General features: G+C 63.6%; 14 protein-coding genes. 4 read left to right on the top strand and 10 right to left on the bottom strand.

The annotated features are described in order from the left end of the window. Nucleotides 1–7: 7 nt before the first annotated feature. The 5 genes from pdxA to lptF are packed head-to-tail and all read right to left on the bottom strand — an operon-like array spanning nucleotide 8 to nucleotide 6,614. Nucleotides 8–979 carry a 4-hydroxythreonine-4-phosphate dehydrogenase PdxA gene (gene pdxA / locus RA20_RS07590; RefSeq protein ID WP_039126250.1) on the bottom strand — a complete coding sequence of 324 codons (972 nt, stop codon included), beginning with the start codon at nucleotides 977–979 and terminating at the stop codon, nucleotides 8–10. Beyond that, on the bottom strand, nucleotides 976–2,235 hold the full coding sequence (locus RA20_RS07585) for a peptidylprolyl isomerase (RefSeq protein WP_039126247.1): 1,260 nt from the start codon (nucleotides 2,233–2,235) through the stop codon (nucleotides 976–978). Before RA20_RS07585 ends, pdxA begins: the two co-directional genes overlap by 4 nt. Beyond that, nucleotides 2,220–4,403 (bottom strand): LPS-assembly protein LptD, encoded by a 2,184-nt coding sequence (locus RA20_RS07580; protein ID WP_193748793.1) that lies wholly within the window; start codon nucleotides 4,401–4,403, stop codon nucleotides 2,220–2,222. Before RA20_RS07580 ends, RA20_RS07585 begins: the two co-directional genes overlap by 16 nt. After that, nucleotides 4,387–5,490, bottom strand: coding sequence for an LPS export ABC transporter permease LptG (gene lptG / locus RA20_RS07575; RefSeq protein WP_039126245.1), 1,104 nt, complete (start codon nucleotides 5,488–5,490; stop codon nucleotides 4,387–4,389). The genes RA20_RS07580 and lptG overlap by 17 nt, the downstream gene beginning before the upstream one ends. Continuing rightward, on the bottom strand, nucleotides 5,487–6,614 hold the full coding sequence (gene lptF, locus RA20_RS07570) for an LPS export ABC transporter permease LptF (RefSeq protein ID WP_039126340.1): 1,128 nt from the start codon (nucleotides 6,612–6,614) through the stop codon (nucleotides 5,487–5,489). The genes lptG and lptF overlap by 4 nt, the downstream gene beginning before the upstream one ends. A 200-nt stretch (nucleotides 6,615–6,814) precedes the next feature. Here lptF and RA20_RS07565 point away from each other — a divergent pair, with 200 nt between their 5' ends. The 3 genes from RA20_RS07565 to RA20_RS07555 all read left to right on the top strand — a co-directional run bounded on the left by RA20_RS07565 (nucleotide 6,815) and on the right by RA20_RS07555 (nucleotide 9,442). After that, complete coding sequence (locus RA20_RS07565) at nucleotides 6,815–8,290, top strand: leucyl aminopeptidase (RefSeq protein WP_039126243.1); 1,476 nt, start codon at nucleotides 6,815–6,817, stop codon at nucleotides 8,288–8,290. A gap of 6 nt (nucleotides 8,291–8,296) precedes the next feature. Continuing rightward, a complete protein-coding gene (locus RA20_RS07560; RefSeq protein WP_039126241.1) occupies nucleotides 8,297–8,755 on the top strand; it encodes a DNA polymerase III subunit chi in 459 nt (152 codons plus the stop codon). A 141-nt stretch (nucleotides 8,756–8,896) separates the two neighbouring features. Continuing rightward, nucleotides 8,897–9,442: a CHAP domain-containing protein gene (locus RA20_RS07555; RefSeq protein WP_039126239.1), complete on the top strand. Its 546-nt coding sequence runs from the start codon at nucleotides 8,897–8,899 to the stop codon at nucleotides 9,440–9,442. A gap of 19 nt (nucleotides 9,443–9,461) precedes the next feature. On the opposite strand, the gene RA20_RS07550 is transcribed toward RA20_RS07555, so the two are convergent. Genes RA20_RS07550 through RA20_RS07535 form a run of 4 tightly spaced genes read right to left on the bottom strand, consistent with a single transcriptional unit; the run spans nucleotide 9,462 to nucleotide 13,096 of the window. Next, nucleotides 9,462–9,959 carry a globin domain-containing protein gene (locus RA20_RS07550; RefSeq protein WP_241482223.1) on the bottom strand — a complete coding sequence of 166 codons (498 nt, stop codon included), beginning with the start codon at nucleotides 9,957–9,959 and terminating at the stop codon, nucleotides 9,462–9,464. 37 nt (nucleotides 9,960–9,996) lie between these two features. Beyond that, the gene (locus RA20_RS07545; RefSeq protein ID WP_039126234.1) at nucleotides 9,997–10,578 is read right to left on the bottom strand and encodes a retropepsin-like aspartic protease family protein; all 582 of its coding nucleotides are present in this window, start codon (nucleotides 10,576–10,578) and stop codon (nucleotides 9,997–9,999) included. Between the two features lie 44 nt (nucleotides 10,579–10,622). Next, entirely contained in the window at nucleotides 10,623–11,243 is a 621-nt protein-coding gene (locus tag RA20_RS07540) for a MarC family protein (protein ID WP_039126231.1), read from the bottom strand. Then, a complete protein-coding gene (locus tag RA20_RS07535; protein ID WP_039126337.1) occupies nucleotides 11,240–13,096 on the bottom strand; it encodes an ABC-F family ATP-binding cassette domain-containing protein in 1,857 nt (618 codons plus the stop codon). The genes RA20_RS07540 and RA20_RS07535 overlap by 4 nt, the downstream gene beginning before the upstream one ends. 200 nt (nucleotides 13,097–13,296) lie before the next feature. On the opposite strand from RA20_RS07535, the gene ndk reads away from it, so the two are divergent. Continuing rightward, on the top strand, nucleotides 13,297–13,719 hold the full coding sequence (gene ndk, locus RA20_RS07530; RefSeq protein WP_019298521.1) for a nucleoside-diphosphate kinase: 423 nt from the start codon (nucleotides 13,297–13,299) through the stop codon (nucleotides 13,717–13,719). Between the two features lie 62 nt (nucleotides 13,720–13,781). Here the strand turns inward: ndk and RA20_RS07525 are convergent, their stop codons facing one another. Continuing rightward, entirely contained in the window at nucleotides 13,782–14,144 is a 363-nt protein-coding gene (locus tag RA20_RS07525; protein ID WP_039126228.1) for a TfoX/Sxy family protein, read from the bottom strand. Nucleotides 14,145–14,310 lie beyond the last annotated feature (166 nt).

Here is a 14,310-nt window from a genome sequence, read left to right as displayed (position 1 = left end):
AGAAGAATCAAGGGCTGGCGGCCATCCGCTGCGCCAGCTTCAGGGCTTCGATCAGGCTGGCGGGGTTGGCCTGGCCGGTGCCTGCGATGTCGAAGGCGGTGCCATGGTCCGGCGATGTGCGGATGAAGGGCAGGCCCAGGGTCACATTGACGCCGCGGTCGAAGTCCAGCGTTTTGATCGGGATCAGCGCCTGATCGTGATACATGCAGACCGCCGCGTCGTAGCGGGCGCGGGCGGCGGCGTGAAACAGCGTGTCCGCCGGATGCGGACCCGTGACACTCAGCCCTTCGACTTGCATTTGCGCTATCAGGCCGTTGATCCAGCTCAGTTCTTCGGACCCCATGGCACCGCCTTCGCCGGCGTGCGGGTTGAGGCCCGCGACCGCGATGCGCGGCGCGTCGATGCCGAATTGGCCGCGCAGGCCGGCGGCGGTGATCTCTACGGTTTCACGCAGCAGTTCCGGGGTCAGCGCCTTGGGCACCTCGGCAAGGGCGATGTGGATGGTTGCGGGCACCACCCGCAGCTGCTCGCTGGCCAGCATCATCACAACCCGATCGCGGCCGGCCAGCGCAGCCAGAAACTCGGTATGGCCGGGATAGGCAAAGCCAGCGCCGTCGATCAGTGCTTTCTTGTGAATGGGGGCAGTGCAGACGGCGGAAGCCTCGCCTGCCTGAACCAGACGGACTGCGGTTTCGATCGACTGGATCACTCCGGCGGCATTGCCCGGGTCCGCGGTGCCCTTGGCTGTGCTGCCGCCGAAGGCGAGCGGGAGCACCGGAAAACTGTCAGCAGATGCGGCCTTGGCTTCCGCCGGGGCGGCGATCTCTTTGACCGGTGTCCCGGCGGGCAAGTGGCGCGGGTCGCCAATCCAGAAGAACGGGCAGCTGCCGCGCAACGCTTCCCAGGCCTTCACCGCGATTTCCGGACCGATGCCTGCGGGTTCTCCGCAGCTGAGCGCAATGGGTCCGGAACCGCTCATTTGATGTCGATCCGCGCGTCGGCGCGCAGCTGCACCAGGAAACTCTCGACCAGAGAGGTCATCCTTTGCGCGGTGAGCGCATTGGCGACGGTGTCGCGCGAGCTGTCCTCACCCAGGTCGGCAGTGCGGCCGCAGAGCATCAGCACCATCAGCGTCTGGCCATTGTTGCGGGTCAGCGCGGTGGAGGTTTCATTCGGGTCCAGTTTGGCCAGCTCAAGGGCGACATCGGAAGGAATCTCCGAGGGCGGCAGGCTCTGGACGTCCAGCACCGAAGGATCCTGGCCCTGGGCAAGCCCGTAGAAATCATCGCAGGTATCGGTGCTGTTCACCACCCTCTGCGCGGCGGCGAGAGTTTCGGGGCTGCGGCCGCCGGCCAGGTAATAAGTTGCATATTCAATGGCAGTGTAGCGGGGGGCAGCGCCTTCCACTTCGCGCACGCCGCGCATTTGGAACAGCGCAACCGCGCCTTGCAGCGGCAGGGGCTCGGAAATCTCTCCCGGCTTCAGCGCCAGCACGACCTCCTGCAGCTGGGGCGGCAGCTTGGTGAGCGGCATCCAGGGCAGGCGGCCGCCGTCATTGCGGCTGGCGGCGGCGGAGTACTGGGCGGCAGCGGCCGAGAAGCTGTCATAGCTTTTGAGCTGGGCAACCTGATCGACCAGATCTTCGACCTGGGCCGCGTTCTGATCGTTGATCGGCACGATGAATTCGCTCAGCAGGACCTGGACGCTGCCGGTGCCGGAGGCGCCCATGGCGCGGTCGATTTCATCCGGCGTAGGGCGCGCGCGGGCCAGAAAGCGGGCGCGGGTGTATTCGCGCCAGCCCAGCCCGACCTTGGCAAAGTCGCGCAGGGTTTGCGGCTCAACACCCTGCTGCTGCAGCGCAGTCAGGAAGTCGTTCAGCGACAGGTTGGCGCGGCCGGCCAGCTCTTCCATGCCCGCAGTAACATCCTCGTCGGAGAGGATGATCCCGGCCTCCTCCAGCACCGCCAGTTTGAGACGGTCGTCGATCAGCTCCTTACGGGCCGTTTCCAGAGGATCGCCAGGCACCCGCAGTGCGGCCTGGAAGCGGGCGCGCTGTTCCAGCTCGTAACGGGTGATGACCTCGTCATTCACCGTGATTGCCGGGGCAAAGAGGTTTTGCGCGTCTGCGGGCAGGCCGCTCAGGCTTAGGCCTGCAGCCAGTGCCAGCGCAGCGGCTGATTTGAGAGCGCGGGAAAGGAAAGATGCCGGGAACCGGGTATTCACGTCTTGCTGCATGACCGCCTGTACTGTTTTTTGCCGCTTTTCACGGAAAATCCGCTGAGCGAGATGGTAAAGCCGAAATCGGTTGTCGGCTCAACACTTGTTGTTGAGGTATAGCGGCGGTTGACCGATAGGTCGACCGTTACGCATTCATTGCTGTAAGCGACACCAAGGCCGGCGCGGGTGGCGCGTGCGTCAGAGACGTCATAGCGTAGCCGGGCGCTGGCCGACCAGCTGGGATTGAAATCGTAGCTGCCGTCGAACCACAGTTCCGAGGTCTCCTCGGTGCGGTCTTCCTCCGGGTCGGTGCCGAGCCACAGGTAAGTGCCGGAGAGGCTGGAGCGTTCAGTGCGCCAGTCGCCGCGGAATTCCGCCTTGGAGAAGTTCAGCGAGCCGTTCAGCAGGCCGCGGCTGGAGATCGCCAGCCCGTCGCCGAATTTCAGCTGGCCTGCCAGCAGCAGGTCCGAAGACGTGCCGCCGAGACCGGAGCTTTTAGTGAAGCGGCTGTCGCCCTCGCGGCGCAGCACCTGGCCCACGGTGGCATAGGCCTGCCAGCCGGTCGGGGCATAGCGGGCCCAGTTGGCGCCATAGACCAGGGTCAAGCCATCCTCGCGGGCATCCGTGGCCGGGAACCGCGACAGCGACAGCAGGTTGCCCTGGCCGAATTCGACAAAGCGGCTTTCTTCGCTCACAACATCGCCGCCCCCCTCGTCGCGCCAGCCCAGCTGCAGGATCGGCTCCAGATACTGGGTGGCGCCGCCGGCTTCGCGGCGGCTCATCGGCAGCCGGAAGGTCACGGCGCTGCGCGGGGTCAGGCGGGTGACCTCTTCGGTGAAAAGATCGTCGTCGTATGCGCGGAATGCGTCGGCTGCAGCACCCACCTCCCATTCCGCCAGTATTCCGCTGCCCAGCTGCCAGCTTCGGCGCCAATCGATGTCAGCAGTAAGCCTGGTCAGGTCGCGCCCGTTGGCATCCGTTATTGAGAGCGCGGATTCACTGGAACTGCGGTAATGGCCATGGCCCTGCAGCGTCAGCCGCAGCTCGCCGCCTGTGAGCGCGGGCCGGTGGCGTGCCTGATAGAAGGCTTCGGCAATGCCGGAGGGGATCTCGCTTTGAATTTCGCTGTCGCGCAGGGTTTTGTAGTGCGTCAGCGAGGCACGGAACAGGCGGTCGCGCTTTGCTCTGGTCAGCACCGCCTCGGAACGCAGGCGGTCCAGATCGGGCAGGCCGTAGTCGGCAAGATAGCCGTCGTCCGAGACAGCCTTGACGTCAAAGGTGAAGCGGAAGTCGTTGGGCAGATCGAACCGGCCTTCGCCAAAGATGTAGCCGCGGTCCTCACCCGGGAACAGGTCATCCCGGGTGTAGGCGCCATTAAATTCGATCCGGCCGCGGCGGAAAGCCTGCCGGTAGCGCAGATCCAGCGTCTGGGTGCTGGAAGAGACATAAGGCGCAACGGTCAGGTCGCGGTGCGGGCCGAGCGTGAAGAAGTAAGGCAGCCGGACGCCGGTGCCGAGGTTCGAAGTGGAACGCAGCGACGGAATCAGGAAACCTGAGGAGCGGTCCAGCGACGGGTCCGGCAGGCGGATCGCCGGGAAGTAGAAGACCGGCACATCCAGCACCCGCAGCTGAGCGCTTTCAAAGTAGAGCTGGCGTTCCTGTTGGTCATGGGTCACCCGCTCGGCGCGGATCTGCCAGAGCGGCGGCCGGCCGTCGTCGCAGACGTGGCAGGAGGTAACGGCGGTCTTGTAGAGCTGGGTGTAACGGCCGCTGACCCGGGTCATCTGCAGCGAGGCCAGCTGCAGCTGCTGCTGGAAGACCATGCGGGCGCCGGTCAGCAGGCCGTTGCGCAGGTCGCGGTCCATCTCGGCAGCATTGGCCAGAATGGTGATGTCGCCATCCTGGTCGATGCGGATCGGGCCTTCGATCTGCAGGGTGCCGTTGCTCTGGTCAAAGGTGATCTTTTTGGCTTTCAGGCGGATATTGCCTTGGAACGCCTCGACATTGCCCTCCGCCACCAGGGTGCGGTCAGGAGTGATAAAGACCTGATCAGCGACCAGCATGGCGGGCTGCGCGGGATCCGGCGGCGCGGCGGTCTGTGCCTGCGGGGCAGGGGCCGTCAGCGCCAGCCAGGGCAGCACGGCGGAAAGGAGCAGCGCCCGGCGCAGGTTACCCGTCTTCGGCATGGAGAAGCAGTCCCAAGGTCAATAGTATCGCGGCGGCAGGCGGAGCCCAGGCAGCGAGCGCCACCGGAATTTGCCCGTTCTCGCCAAGGATTTGCGCGAAATTGCGGATGAAATAAAGCCCGAATCCCAGCAAAACGGCCATCAGCACCGCCAATCCGGTGCCGCCAAAGCGTGCATGCCGCATGGTAAAGGACGCGCCGACCAGCACCATGGCGATCAGGAACAGCGGCCGGGCCAGCTCAGCCTGATAGCGGACTTCGTAGCGTTTGGTGGTGAAACCGGCGGCCGAAAGCTCACGGATGGTGGCGGGCAGGTCATAGATCGAGATGCCGCTGGCAGTGCCCAGCGTATCTCGGATGCGGTCGGTGGTGAGTGTTGTGGGCAGCTGCAGCTCTTCGTGCTGGGCAGCGCCGGATTCCGGGTTGATGCCCGCCGCAAGCGGCCAGGATTTGGCGTTGGTCAGCACCCAGTGGCTGCCCATCAGCCGTGCGCTTTCAGCGGTGATCCGGCGCACCGGCCCGCCTGCAGTCGTGTAGCTGTGGATCGAAACGTCGTGCAGGGTGATATCAGCGCCGTCGCCGCTGTAGCCCTTGGCGTGGATCACCGACTGGCCCTGGGCGCCGCCCTGGCGCAGCCACAGGCCTTCACCTGACAGCGACAGCGCCGACGGGCCGCCGTTGTGGTAGGTCTCGGCCAGATCCTGGTAGCGGTTGGCGGTGGCCGCGGCGATGGGGTTCAGCATGGTGACCGCCAGCCCTCCGATCGCGGCTGCGGCCAGCACCGGTGCCGCCAGCGCCCGGATGCCCGAGCGGCCGATGGCGCGGGTCACCACCAGCTCGCTGCTGCGGGCCAGGCCGACAAACAGCACGATGGTGGTCAGGATCATGATCAGCGGCAGGAATTCACTAAGCGCGGGCGGAACATTCAGCAAAGTCAGCCCAACGAGCTGCGCCAGGCTTAGGTCAAGCGCATCAAAGCGGCGCACCTGTTCATTGAGGTCGATCAGCACGACCAGTGTCATCAGCACCGCGCAGATGATCAGGAACCATTGCAGGAAGCGGCGGGCGTAGTAGAAATCAAGCTTCATGCCGGTGCCTCCGGCAGCCGGCCGCGTATCCGTTTGGGACGGGCTGCAAGGGTCAGGAACACAAAAGCGATGCCGATCCCCAGCGCCGTCGGCAGGTAGAGCAGCGGCCAAAGGCTGGCATTGTCCAGCACCGGTTCGGAGACCACGCCGCGCAGCCCTTCGACAAAGATCAGCACAACAAAGGCCAGGAAAGCTTGCCGCCAGACCCCGAAGCGCGAAAATGTGCCCATCATCAGTGCCGAGAACCCGATCAGTGTCACCGCCACGCAGACCAGAGCGCGGGCAAACCGAAGATGCAGCTCCTCGGCTTGGGCGCCGGCGGAATACCCGTCTTTTGCAGTCACTGCGGCGGTGCTGGTCAGCAGCTCAAGGCTGGGAATGGCACGGATATTGCGGGCCGGATTCTCAGCTTGCCGCGCCAAAGCGCTGATATCATATGAGAAATCCGAGAAGAAGGTAGTTGAAAGCCGCTGGGTCTTCTTGTCCAGCCGCTGTGCCATCCCTTCAACCATAATCAGGTGGGCACTGCCTTCGTCGCGCACCAGAAAGGCGCGGGCACCGGTGTAGGTCACGGTCACCTCAGGATCGCGGCGGTCCGACAGGAAGACATCGTTCAAGGTGCCGTCCGGGTCGATCTGGCGGATGTAGAAGGTGACACCATCCGCAGGGTGGAGGAAATCCCCCTCGCTGAGGAGCTTGGCAGTGATATTGCGCGAGACTTCGCTTTCGCGCACCTCCAGCTGGCTGATCGAGGCAGGCAGCAGATAATGCGTCAGCGCCGACATCATCAGCGCGGTGATGACGCCAAAGGCCAGGGCGGGGCGTGCCATCTGCCAGGGGCTGGTGCCGGTGGCGCGCAGCACCGTCAGCTCGCTTTCGCTGTTGAGCCGGTTGGTCACCCAGACAGACGCCCCGAAGGCGGCAATCGGCAGCACCATGCGAATGAGGTTCGGCAGGGTGAGCGCGGTGAACTCCAGAAACACCAGCGCCGACTGGCCGTTGCCGATCAGACGGTCAAACAGAACAACAGCCCGGTTGACCCAGAAGACGGCCACCAGAATCAGCGCGAAAAAGCCGAAGAAGAGCAGATACTGTGACAGCACATACCTGTCGTAGCGTGACACCCGATCCCCCCAGATCTTGCCATTGTTATTTTGCGGGACCTTAGAGGATTTGCCGGGCGGGGAAAACTGCATTCTCACCCGGTGCCTGTGACAGGCGGCGGACCGCGGATGGCGCGGGGTAACACCAGGTCTGGCCAAGCCCGTTCCGGCACGGTACCTCTTTACCCAACAATCAAGCGATACCAGCAGGAGAGAGTGGAATGAGCAGCCTTACCCCGATCCGGTTTGCCGAGTACGACCCCAAGGCCCTGGCCGGGATGACCGGCCGCGTGGCGGTGATGGTCACGCCCGAGGGCAGCATGGATCAGGCCGCCCGCAGCGCCAACCGGCTCTCCAAAGGCGCAATTGCCCGGCTGATCGAATCGGACGGCTTCAAAAAGGCGAAGACCGGCGATGTGATTGCGCTGGGCTGGCCTGCGGGCATGCAGGCTGAGGCTTTGCTGGTTCTGGTGCTGCCGCGCAAGCTGACCCCGGTGGAGGCCCGCAAGGCGGGTGCCAAGCTGGCCAAGGCTGCGGCGGGCAAGGTGCTGACCGTCATGGCGGGCAGCATGAACAAGGCAGCCGACCTGACCATGGGGATTGCCCTGCGCGATTATGGCTTTGACAACCACAAATCGCCCAAGGACGACAAACCTGACGCCGAAGTGGTGATTGCCTCCAAGGCCCCGGCCGATCTGGAAGCCGTCTGTGCGCCGCTTCTGGCTGTGGCTGAGGGCGTGCATATGACCCGTGACTTGGTCAATGAACCGGCCAATGTGCTGACCACAACCGAGTTTGCCCGCCGCATCGAAGAGATGAAGGACATTGGCCTGGAGGTCGAAGTTCTGGAAGAGGCGGATCTGGAGAAGCTCGGCATGCGCACACTGCTGAGCGTCGGGCAGGGCTCTGACAGCCCCTCTAAGGTGGCTGTGATGCAGTGGAAAGGCGGCGCCAAGGATGCGGCCCCCTTGGCACTGGTCGGCAAAGGCGTGGTGTTTGACACCGGCGGTATCTCCCTGAAGCCTGCGGGCGGCATGGAAGACATGACCATGGACATGGGCGGCGCGGGTGTTGTCACCGGCACCATGAAGGCGCTGGCCTTGCGCAAGGCGCAGGCGAATGTGGTGGGCCTGGTTGGCCTGGTCGAGAACATGCCCTCCGGCAACGCCACCCGCCCGGGCGACGTGGTGAAGTCGATGAAGGGCGACACGGTGGAGATCATCAACACCGACGCTGAGGGGCGCCTGGTTCTGTGCGATGTGCTTTGGTACGCGCAGGAGCGGTTCAAACCCGCGGGTGTCATTGACCTGGCCACACTGACCGGTGCGATCATCATCGGCTTGGGGCATGAGAATGCTGGCGTGTTCTCCAATGACGACGATTTGTGCAATGCCTTCCTGAAGGCGGCCAGGTCCGAGGATGAGGGCGCCTGGCGGATGCCCTTGGGCAAGGCCTATGACGACCAGCTGAAGTCGCGCATTGCCGATATGAAGAACGTCGGCGGCCGCCCGGCAGGCTCGATCACCGCGGCACAGTTTCTGCAGCGGTTCATCAAGGAAGACATGCCCTGGATCCATCTGGACATCGCCGGCGTGGCCTCGGTGAAGTCTGACACCTCTTACGCGCCCAAGGGTGCCACCGGCTGGGGTGTGATGGCGCTGAACCGGCTGGTCGCGGATAAGTTCGAGGCGGAATAAGCGGTCATGGGGGCTGCCTATTTCTATCATCTGACGCGCGGGCCGCTGGAGGAGACCCTGCCGGTGCTCCTTGGCAAGGCGCGCGGGGCGGGCTGGCGCATTGCGGTGCGCGGCCGCGACCCCGAGCGCATGGCCTGGCTGGATGACCGCCTGTGGCTGGGGCCGGAGGAAAGCTTTCTGGCCCATGGTCTGGCGGGCGGTCCCCATGATGCGCTGCAGCCGGTGCTGCTGACGGCAGGGCAGGAGGCAGCCAACAATCCTGAGTGTGTGATGGCGGTGGATGGCGCCGCGGTCACGCCGGAGGAGGTGCAGGCTCTGAACCGTGTCTGCGTCCTGTTTGACGGAACAGATCCGGAAGCGGTGCAGCACGCCCGCGGCCAATGGAAAAGTCTGACTGACGCCGGTTGTTCTGCCCAGTACTGGTCCGAAGAAAGCGGGCGCTGGGAGAAGAAGGCTGAGAAATAGCCTTTAACCCCGCGGCTTTCGGCGGTTTTCTGCCAATTCTGGTCAGATTTGTTTCAATTGTGCAGGAAATGCTCGCCTGAAACGCAGTTCCGCAGTATTGCTCCCCGCCAAAAGAACAAGACGACTGGGGGACAGATCACCATGAAGCGTGCGTTTTCGCGGGCGCGGCAGCTGCCGCTTGCAGCCGCTGGGCTGCTGATCCTGGCCAATTGCGCAAGCCCGAACGGGGGGCAGGTCAGCCGGACTGAGGTTGAGGCCGCACGCTTGGAATATGCTGTGAGCCAGGTGGAAAACCTGCAGTCCAGCGGCAAGCGCGTGTGGTGCGTCCCCTTTGCCCGTAACGCCAGCGGTATCGAAATCTATGGCAACGCCAAGACCTGGTGGGGCCAGGCGAAGGGGCTGTTCGACCGGGGCCAGAACCCGGAGCCTGGTGCAGTGATGGCCTTCAGTGCCACGCGGTCCAACCCTCTGGGCCATGTGGCGGTAGTCTCCAAAGTCGAGGATTCCCGCAGGATCGAGGTCAACCACGCCAACTGGCACCGAAACAAGGTCTCGCTGGGTATGGCGGTGATTGACGTTTCCGAGGACAACGACTGGTCCGCGGTCCGCCTGGAAAGCAATCCTGGTGCCTTTGGCCGTGTTTACCCGGTCACCGGTTTCATTCTGCCAACTGTCGAAGACAGCTGAGCCGGAGCCGCTGCCGGGATTAGCTTTCCGGAATACCGCCGCGCTGGATCATTCTGTCCGCGATTTCTTCAAAGGCCTGGCGCCAGAGTTTTTCAAGCTCCGGGGTAAGGTCTTTTCCCAGCGCGTGGCGCAGGGTGTCGATCAATGCGTCTTCCATCGGTGCAAAGTGCAGCGTTTGGACTCCAAGGCTGGCGTGCTTTTTGCCCAGTTCCTGGAAATGCGCGGCGACAGCGCTTTCGTCATTCAGTTTGGCAAGAATGACACCGAGCGTTGTCATGAACTTCATACCCTGGCCTTCCAGATCCTCACGGAACATCCGGCGCAGGTTTGGCGCATGGCGGAACAACGCTTCGTAGAAGAAGACGGGGGTATCCCCAGCGCCGTCCTTCAGCTTGCTGTAACTCTCTTGGAGCTGCTTCAGTTCTGCTTCTGTCACGGGGACGTCACGCTCCTTTCTATTTGGACTGATGCTGCCCATAGTAAAACCTTGCGGCTGGAAATCCTTGATCCGCCTCAAGTGTCAGAAAGGTGTTTTTGAAGGCGCCGCAGAGGGGTCAGCGGGTCAGCACCAGCGCGCCGTTGCGGATTTCAATGCTCGACCAGCGCTGCAGATAACCCATGCCAAGAAGGGATTGTTCCAGTTCTCCCTCGTTGACCCAGACCCGCACCCCGGTGTCCGCGATGCCGCCAAGAGAGATTTCGTCGACCCAGACAGAAGCCGTGCGCACCTCGCCGTTGGCAGTGCGGGCGCGGCCGAGATAGGCGAGGTTGTCGGTGTCGATTCCGGCGCGCTGGGCGTCGGCCGCGTTCAGCACAACCTGGCTGGCGCCGGTGTCGACCAGAAACTCGATGGCCGCGCCGTTCACGTCCAGTGTCAGGTAGTAGTGGCCGTCCGGCGCGCGCGGCACCTCGACACGGCCGGCATCAACCGCAACGCTTTGCTGGGGGCGAACGGTGTGCCGGATGTCCTCCCACAGACCGTAGGAGGCAATGACACCGAGGAAAATAAATCCCCAGACAGCAAACATTTGCAGGGTTTTGCCGATGCTCTGCCGGTTTTGCACAAAAACCCAGGACCCCACTGCAATCAGCAGCAGCACCAAATAGATAAACCGCCCGATTTCTATTTCGCCCATCTGCTCACCTCCTGAGTTTAATGTAGGCGGGCCGGGACGTTATGCTAGCCGGCAAAGCCGAATGCGCGCAGCCCGTCGAGCACAAACTGCACAGAGAGCGCGGCCAGCAGCATGCCCAGAAGGCGGGTGACAACGGTGATGCCGGTCTTGCCCAGCAGCCGTTCGAACAGGCCGGAGAACAGGCACATCACCAGGAGGATCGCCAGCACCGCCGCCACGACACCCATGACCATGGCAAAACCTGCCAGCCCGGGCTGCTGGCCCGCCAGCAGGATCACCGTGGCGATGGAGCCGGGACCCGCAATCAGCGGGATCGCCAGGGGGAAAATGGAGGGATCGTCGAAATCATCCTCTTCGCTGCGGTCTTCGCGCCGTTTGTTGCGGCGTTCGAACAGCATGTCGAGCGCAGTGAGGAACAGGAGAATACCGCCGGCCACCCGGAAGGCCGGCATGGAAATGCCAATGAATCCCAGAACCGCCTCGCCCAGGGCTGCAAACAGCGCTAGCAGCACCGCGGCGGTGATGGTGGCCCGCAGCGCGATGGCGCGGCGGCGGGCCGGCGGCATGCCTTGGGTCAGCGCGATGAAGATCGGTGTGAGGCCAATCGGGTCGATAATCACAAACAGCGTCACAAAGGATGTGATCAGTAATGCGGTGTCGATCATTGCGCCTCAGCCTGCTCCAGCTTCTCCAGCGCCTCCATCCACAGGCCCTCGGCCCGTTCCAGCGCTTCCAGGCATTCAGCGTGTTTCTTCTGCCAGACCTCGATGTCGGCGGCCTTGCCCGGTTCATACAGGCTAGGGTCGGCGAGCTTTTCGTCAAGCTTTTCACGCATTTCGCTGAGCTTTTCGACGCGGGACTCGGATTTGCGCACCTCGGAGCGCAAGCCCAGCAGCACATCGCGGGAGGCACGTTTGGGTTTGGCAGGTTTTGGCGCCTCTGCCTTGGGCGCGGGTTTTTCGCGCGCCAGCAGCAGCGACCGGTAGCTTTCCAGGTCGCCTTCGTAGGGTTTGACCGACCCGCCGGAGACCAGCCACAGCCGGTCTGCCACCAGGCTGAGCAGGTGCATATCGTGGCTGACCAGAATGACCGCGCCGGAATAGGCGGTGAGCGCCTCGACCAGCGCTTCGCGGCTCTCGATATCCAGGTGGTTGGTCGGCTCGTCGAGGATCAGCATATGCGGCGCGTCGATGGTGGCGATCAGCAGGCTGAGCCGCGCCTTCTGACCGCCCGACAGCCGCCCTACCTCGGTTTCCGCCTGCGCCGCACCCAAGCCAAAACCAGCAAGGCGTGCGCGCAGTTTGGCCGGGGCCTCATCCGGGCGCAGGCGGCGCAGGTGGTCGATCGGGGTTTCATCGACATAGAGCTCATCCACCTGATGCTGCGCGAAATAGCCGATGCGCAGCTTGGAGGAGCGGGTCATCTTGCCCGCCATCAGCGGCAGCCGGTCGGCCAGCAGTTTCGACAGCGTCGACTTGCCCTGGCCGTTCTTGCCCAACAGCGCGATGCGGTCGTCCTGGTCGATACGGAGGTTCAGCCGCTTCAGGATTTCCGTGTCGCCATAACCGGTTGTGCCGCCTTCCAGATGGATGATCGGGGGCGACATTTCTTCCGGCTCGGGGAAGGTGAAGGCGCGCAGGGCCGCCTCCTGCGGGGTAGTGATCGGCTTCATCTTGGCGATCATCTTGAGGCGCGACTGGGCCTGGACCGCCTTGGTGGCTTTGGCGCGGAAGCGGTCGACAAAACTTTGCAGATGGGCGCGGCGCGCCTCCTGCTTCTTGGCCTCGGCCTGGGCCGCCAGAATGCGCGCAGCACGGGTTTCGGCAAAGGTGTCGTAGGTCCCCTGATAAAGGGTCAGCTTCTTGTCTTCCAGATGCAGGATCGCACCCACGGCGCGGTTCAGCAGACCGCGGTCGTGGCTGACGATCAGCACCGTATGGGGGTATTTCGCCAGATAGCTTTCCAGCCACAAGGCGCCCTCAAGGTCGAGGTAGTTGGTCGGTTCGTCCAGCAGCAGCAGGTCGGGCTGTGCGAACAGGACAGCGGCCAAAGCCACCCGCATCCGCCAGCCGCCGGAAAAGTCGGCGCAGGGGCGCTTCTGGTCCTCATCATCAAAGCCCAGCCCCTTGAGGATGGAGGAGGCGCGCGCCTCGGCCGACCAGGCGCCGATATCGGAGAGCCTAGTCTGGATCTCGGCAATGCGGGCCGCGTCAGTTGCGGTCTCTGCCTCGGCCATCAGGGCTGTGCGTTCGGTGTCGGCGGCCAGCACCGTATTCACCAGCGAGACATCGGACGCCGGCGCCTCCTGCGCGACACCGCCAATGCGGGCCTTGGTGGGCAGGGAGATGCTGCCGGTCTCCAGCGCCAGCTCGCCCCGGATCAGGCGGAACAGGGTGGTCTTGCCGGTGCCGTTGCGCCCGACCAGGCCAACCTTGTGGCCGGTGGGAATGGTGGCGGAGGCGCCATCGATCAGCGGGCGGCCTTCGACGGAATAGGTGATGTCCTGAATGCGTAACATGGACAGCGGTGTGGCCCAGGTGCCCGGGGCTGTCAATCAGGCCCTTACGCTTCTTCCTGCAGGAAATTTACCCGCCTGAGGCCCGCGGGCCTGCGCGCGTCCTGAAAACGTCTTCCCAAGCGGCGCCAGCCATGTTACGCGGCGCGCGGAGTTTCCGGCCCGGGCATTGGCCCGCGGCCCATCAATCAGGAGAATGCCAAATGGCTCTGGAACGCACTTTCTCGATCATCAAGCCCGATGCAACCCGCCGCAACCTGACCGGCGCAATTAACGCCAAGTTTGAAGAAGCCGGCCTGCGTGTTGTTGCGCAGAAGCGCATCCACCTGACCAAAGCGCAGGCAGGCGAGTTCTACAAAGTTCACGCCGAGCGTCCGTTCTACGACGAACTGTGCGAATTCATGGCTTCCGCTCCGATCGTTGCTCAGGTTCTGGAAGGCGAAAACGCCATTGCCAAGAACCGTGAAGTGATGGGCGCCACCAACCCGGCAGACGCCGCGGCCGGCACCATCCGCGCTGAATTCGCTGAGTCGGTTGGCGAAAACTCCGTGCACGGTTCCGACGCTCCGGAAACCGCAGCGGTGGAAATCGCTTACTTCTTCTCCGGCCTCGAGCTGGTCGGCTAAGCAATCCGCTTACCGGAAGATTTTGGGCCGTCCTTTCTGGGGCGGCCTTTTCTTTTGGGAATTCAGCGCGGCGCCGGTTCGCATACTTTCAAGTCCGCAGGCGTGGCCCGCACGCCGATGGCGTCCAGCTCCGACAGCAGTTTTGAACTGTGCTGAGGGCGGACATCCGCCTTGATCATGTCGAAGCGTTTGCGCAGTTCTTCCTTTTCCTTGCCCTTGCAGTCATTCCAGGGCCGCCCCTGCAGCGCCATGACCAGCACGTAGTAACCGATGAAATGCGGCCGGGTGCCGGCCTGCAGCAGCCGGGCATAGGCGGCATCGGCACCGATGGCGCGCAGCTCCTCGGCTGAGGTGATACCGGCGCGGTGGCAGGCCTCCTCGTAGGCGGGGCCAAGATTGCGGATCGAAGAAATGGCTGTGTTCATGGTTTGTTTCTATCCGCTCCGTTTGCGGCTGTCACCCTAGAATTCACGATGTTCGTTAACCGCGCAGGACCGGTGTGACGCAGGGTTCACTGCTGTCTCAGCAATTGACAGTCGCATTTCTGGCGGGAAGCTGTTGCCCGAGGCAAGCAGAACCGCCGGAGGGGTG

This window comes from Leisingera sp. ANG-Vp (assembly GCF_000813725.1).
Classification (GTDB): Bacteria; Pseudomonadota; Alphaproteobacteria; order Rhodobacterales; family Rhodobacteraceae; genus Leisingera.
The sequence above is the reverse complement of the archived record's forward strand: the minus strand, read 5'-3'. Positions and strand labels throughout refer to the sequence as shown.

Coding starts and splice junctions, on each gene's coding strand:
- pdxA (WP_039126250.1), bottom strand. CDS start 979: ATGAGCGGTTCCGGACCCATTGCGCTCAGCTGCGGAGAACCCGCAGGC.
- RA20_RS07585 (WP_039126247.1), bottom strand. CDS start 2,235: ATGCAGCAAGACGTGAATACCCGGTTCCCGGCATCTTTCCTTTCCCGC.
- RA20_RS07580 (WP_193748793.1), bottom strand. CDS start 4,403: ATGCCGAAGACGGGTAACCTGCGCCGGGCGCTGCTCCTTTCCGCCGTG.
- lptG (WP_039126245.1), bottom strand. CDS start 5,490: ATGAAGCTTGATTTCTACTACGCCCGCCGCTTCCTGCAATGGTTCCTG.
- RA20_RS07565 (WP_039126243.1), top strand. CDS start 6,815: ATGAGCAGCCTTACCCCGATCCGGTTTGCCGAGTACGACCCCAAGGCC.
- RA20_RS07560 (WP_039126241.1), top strand. CDS start 8,297: ATGGGGGCTGCCTATTTCTATCATCTGACGCGCGGGCCGCTGGAGGAG.
- RA20_RS07555 (WP_039126239.1), top strand. CDS start 8,897: ATGAAGCGTGCGTTTTCGCGGGCGCGGCAGCTGCCGCTTGCAGCCGCT.
- RA20_RS07545 (WP_039126234.1), bottom strand. CDS start 10,578: ATGGGCGAAATAGAAATCGGGCGGTTTATCTATTTGGTGCTGCTGCTG.
- RA20_RS07540 (WP_039126231.1), bottom strand. CDS start 11,243: ATGATCGACACCGCATTACTGATCACATCCTTTGTGACGCTGTTTGTG.
- RA20_RS07535 (WP_039126337.1), bottom strand. CDS start 13,096: ATGTTACGCATTCAGGACATCACCTATTCCGTCGAAGGCCGCCCGCTG.
- ndk (WP_019298521.1), top strand. CDS start 13,297: ATGGCTCTGGAACGCACTTTCTCGATCATCAAGCCCGATGCAACCCGC.
- RA20_RS07525 (WP_039126228.1), bottom strand. CDS start 14,144: ATGAACACAGCCATTTCTTCGATCCGCAATCTTGGCCCCGCCTACGAG.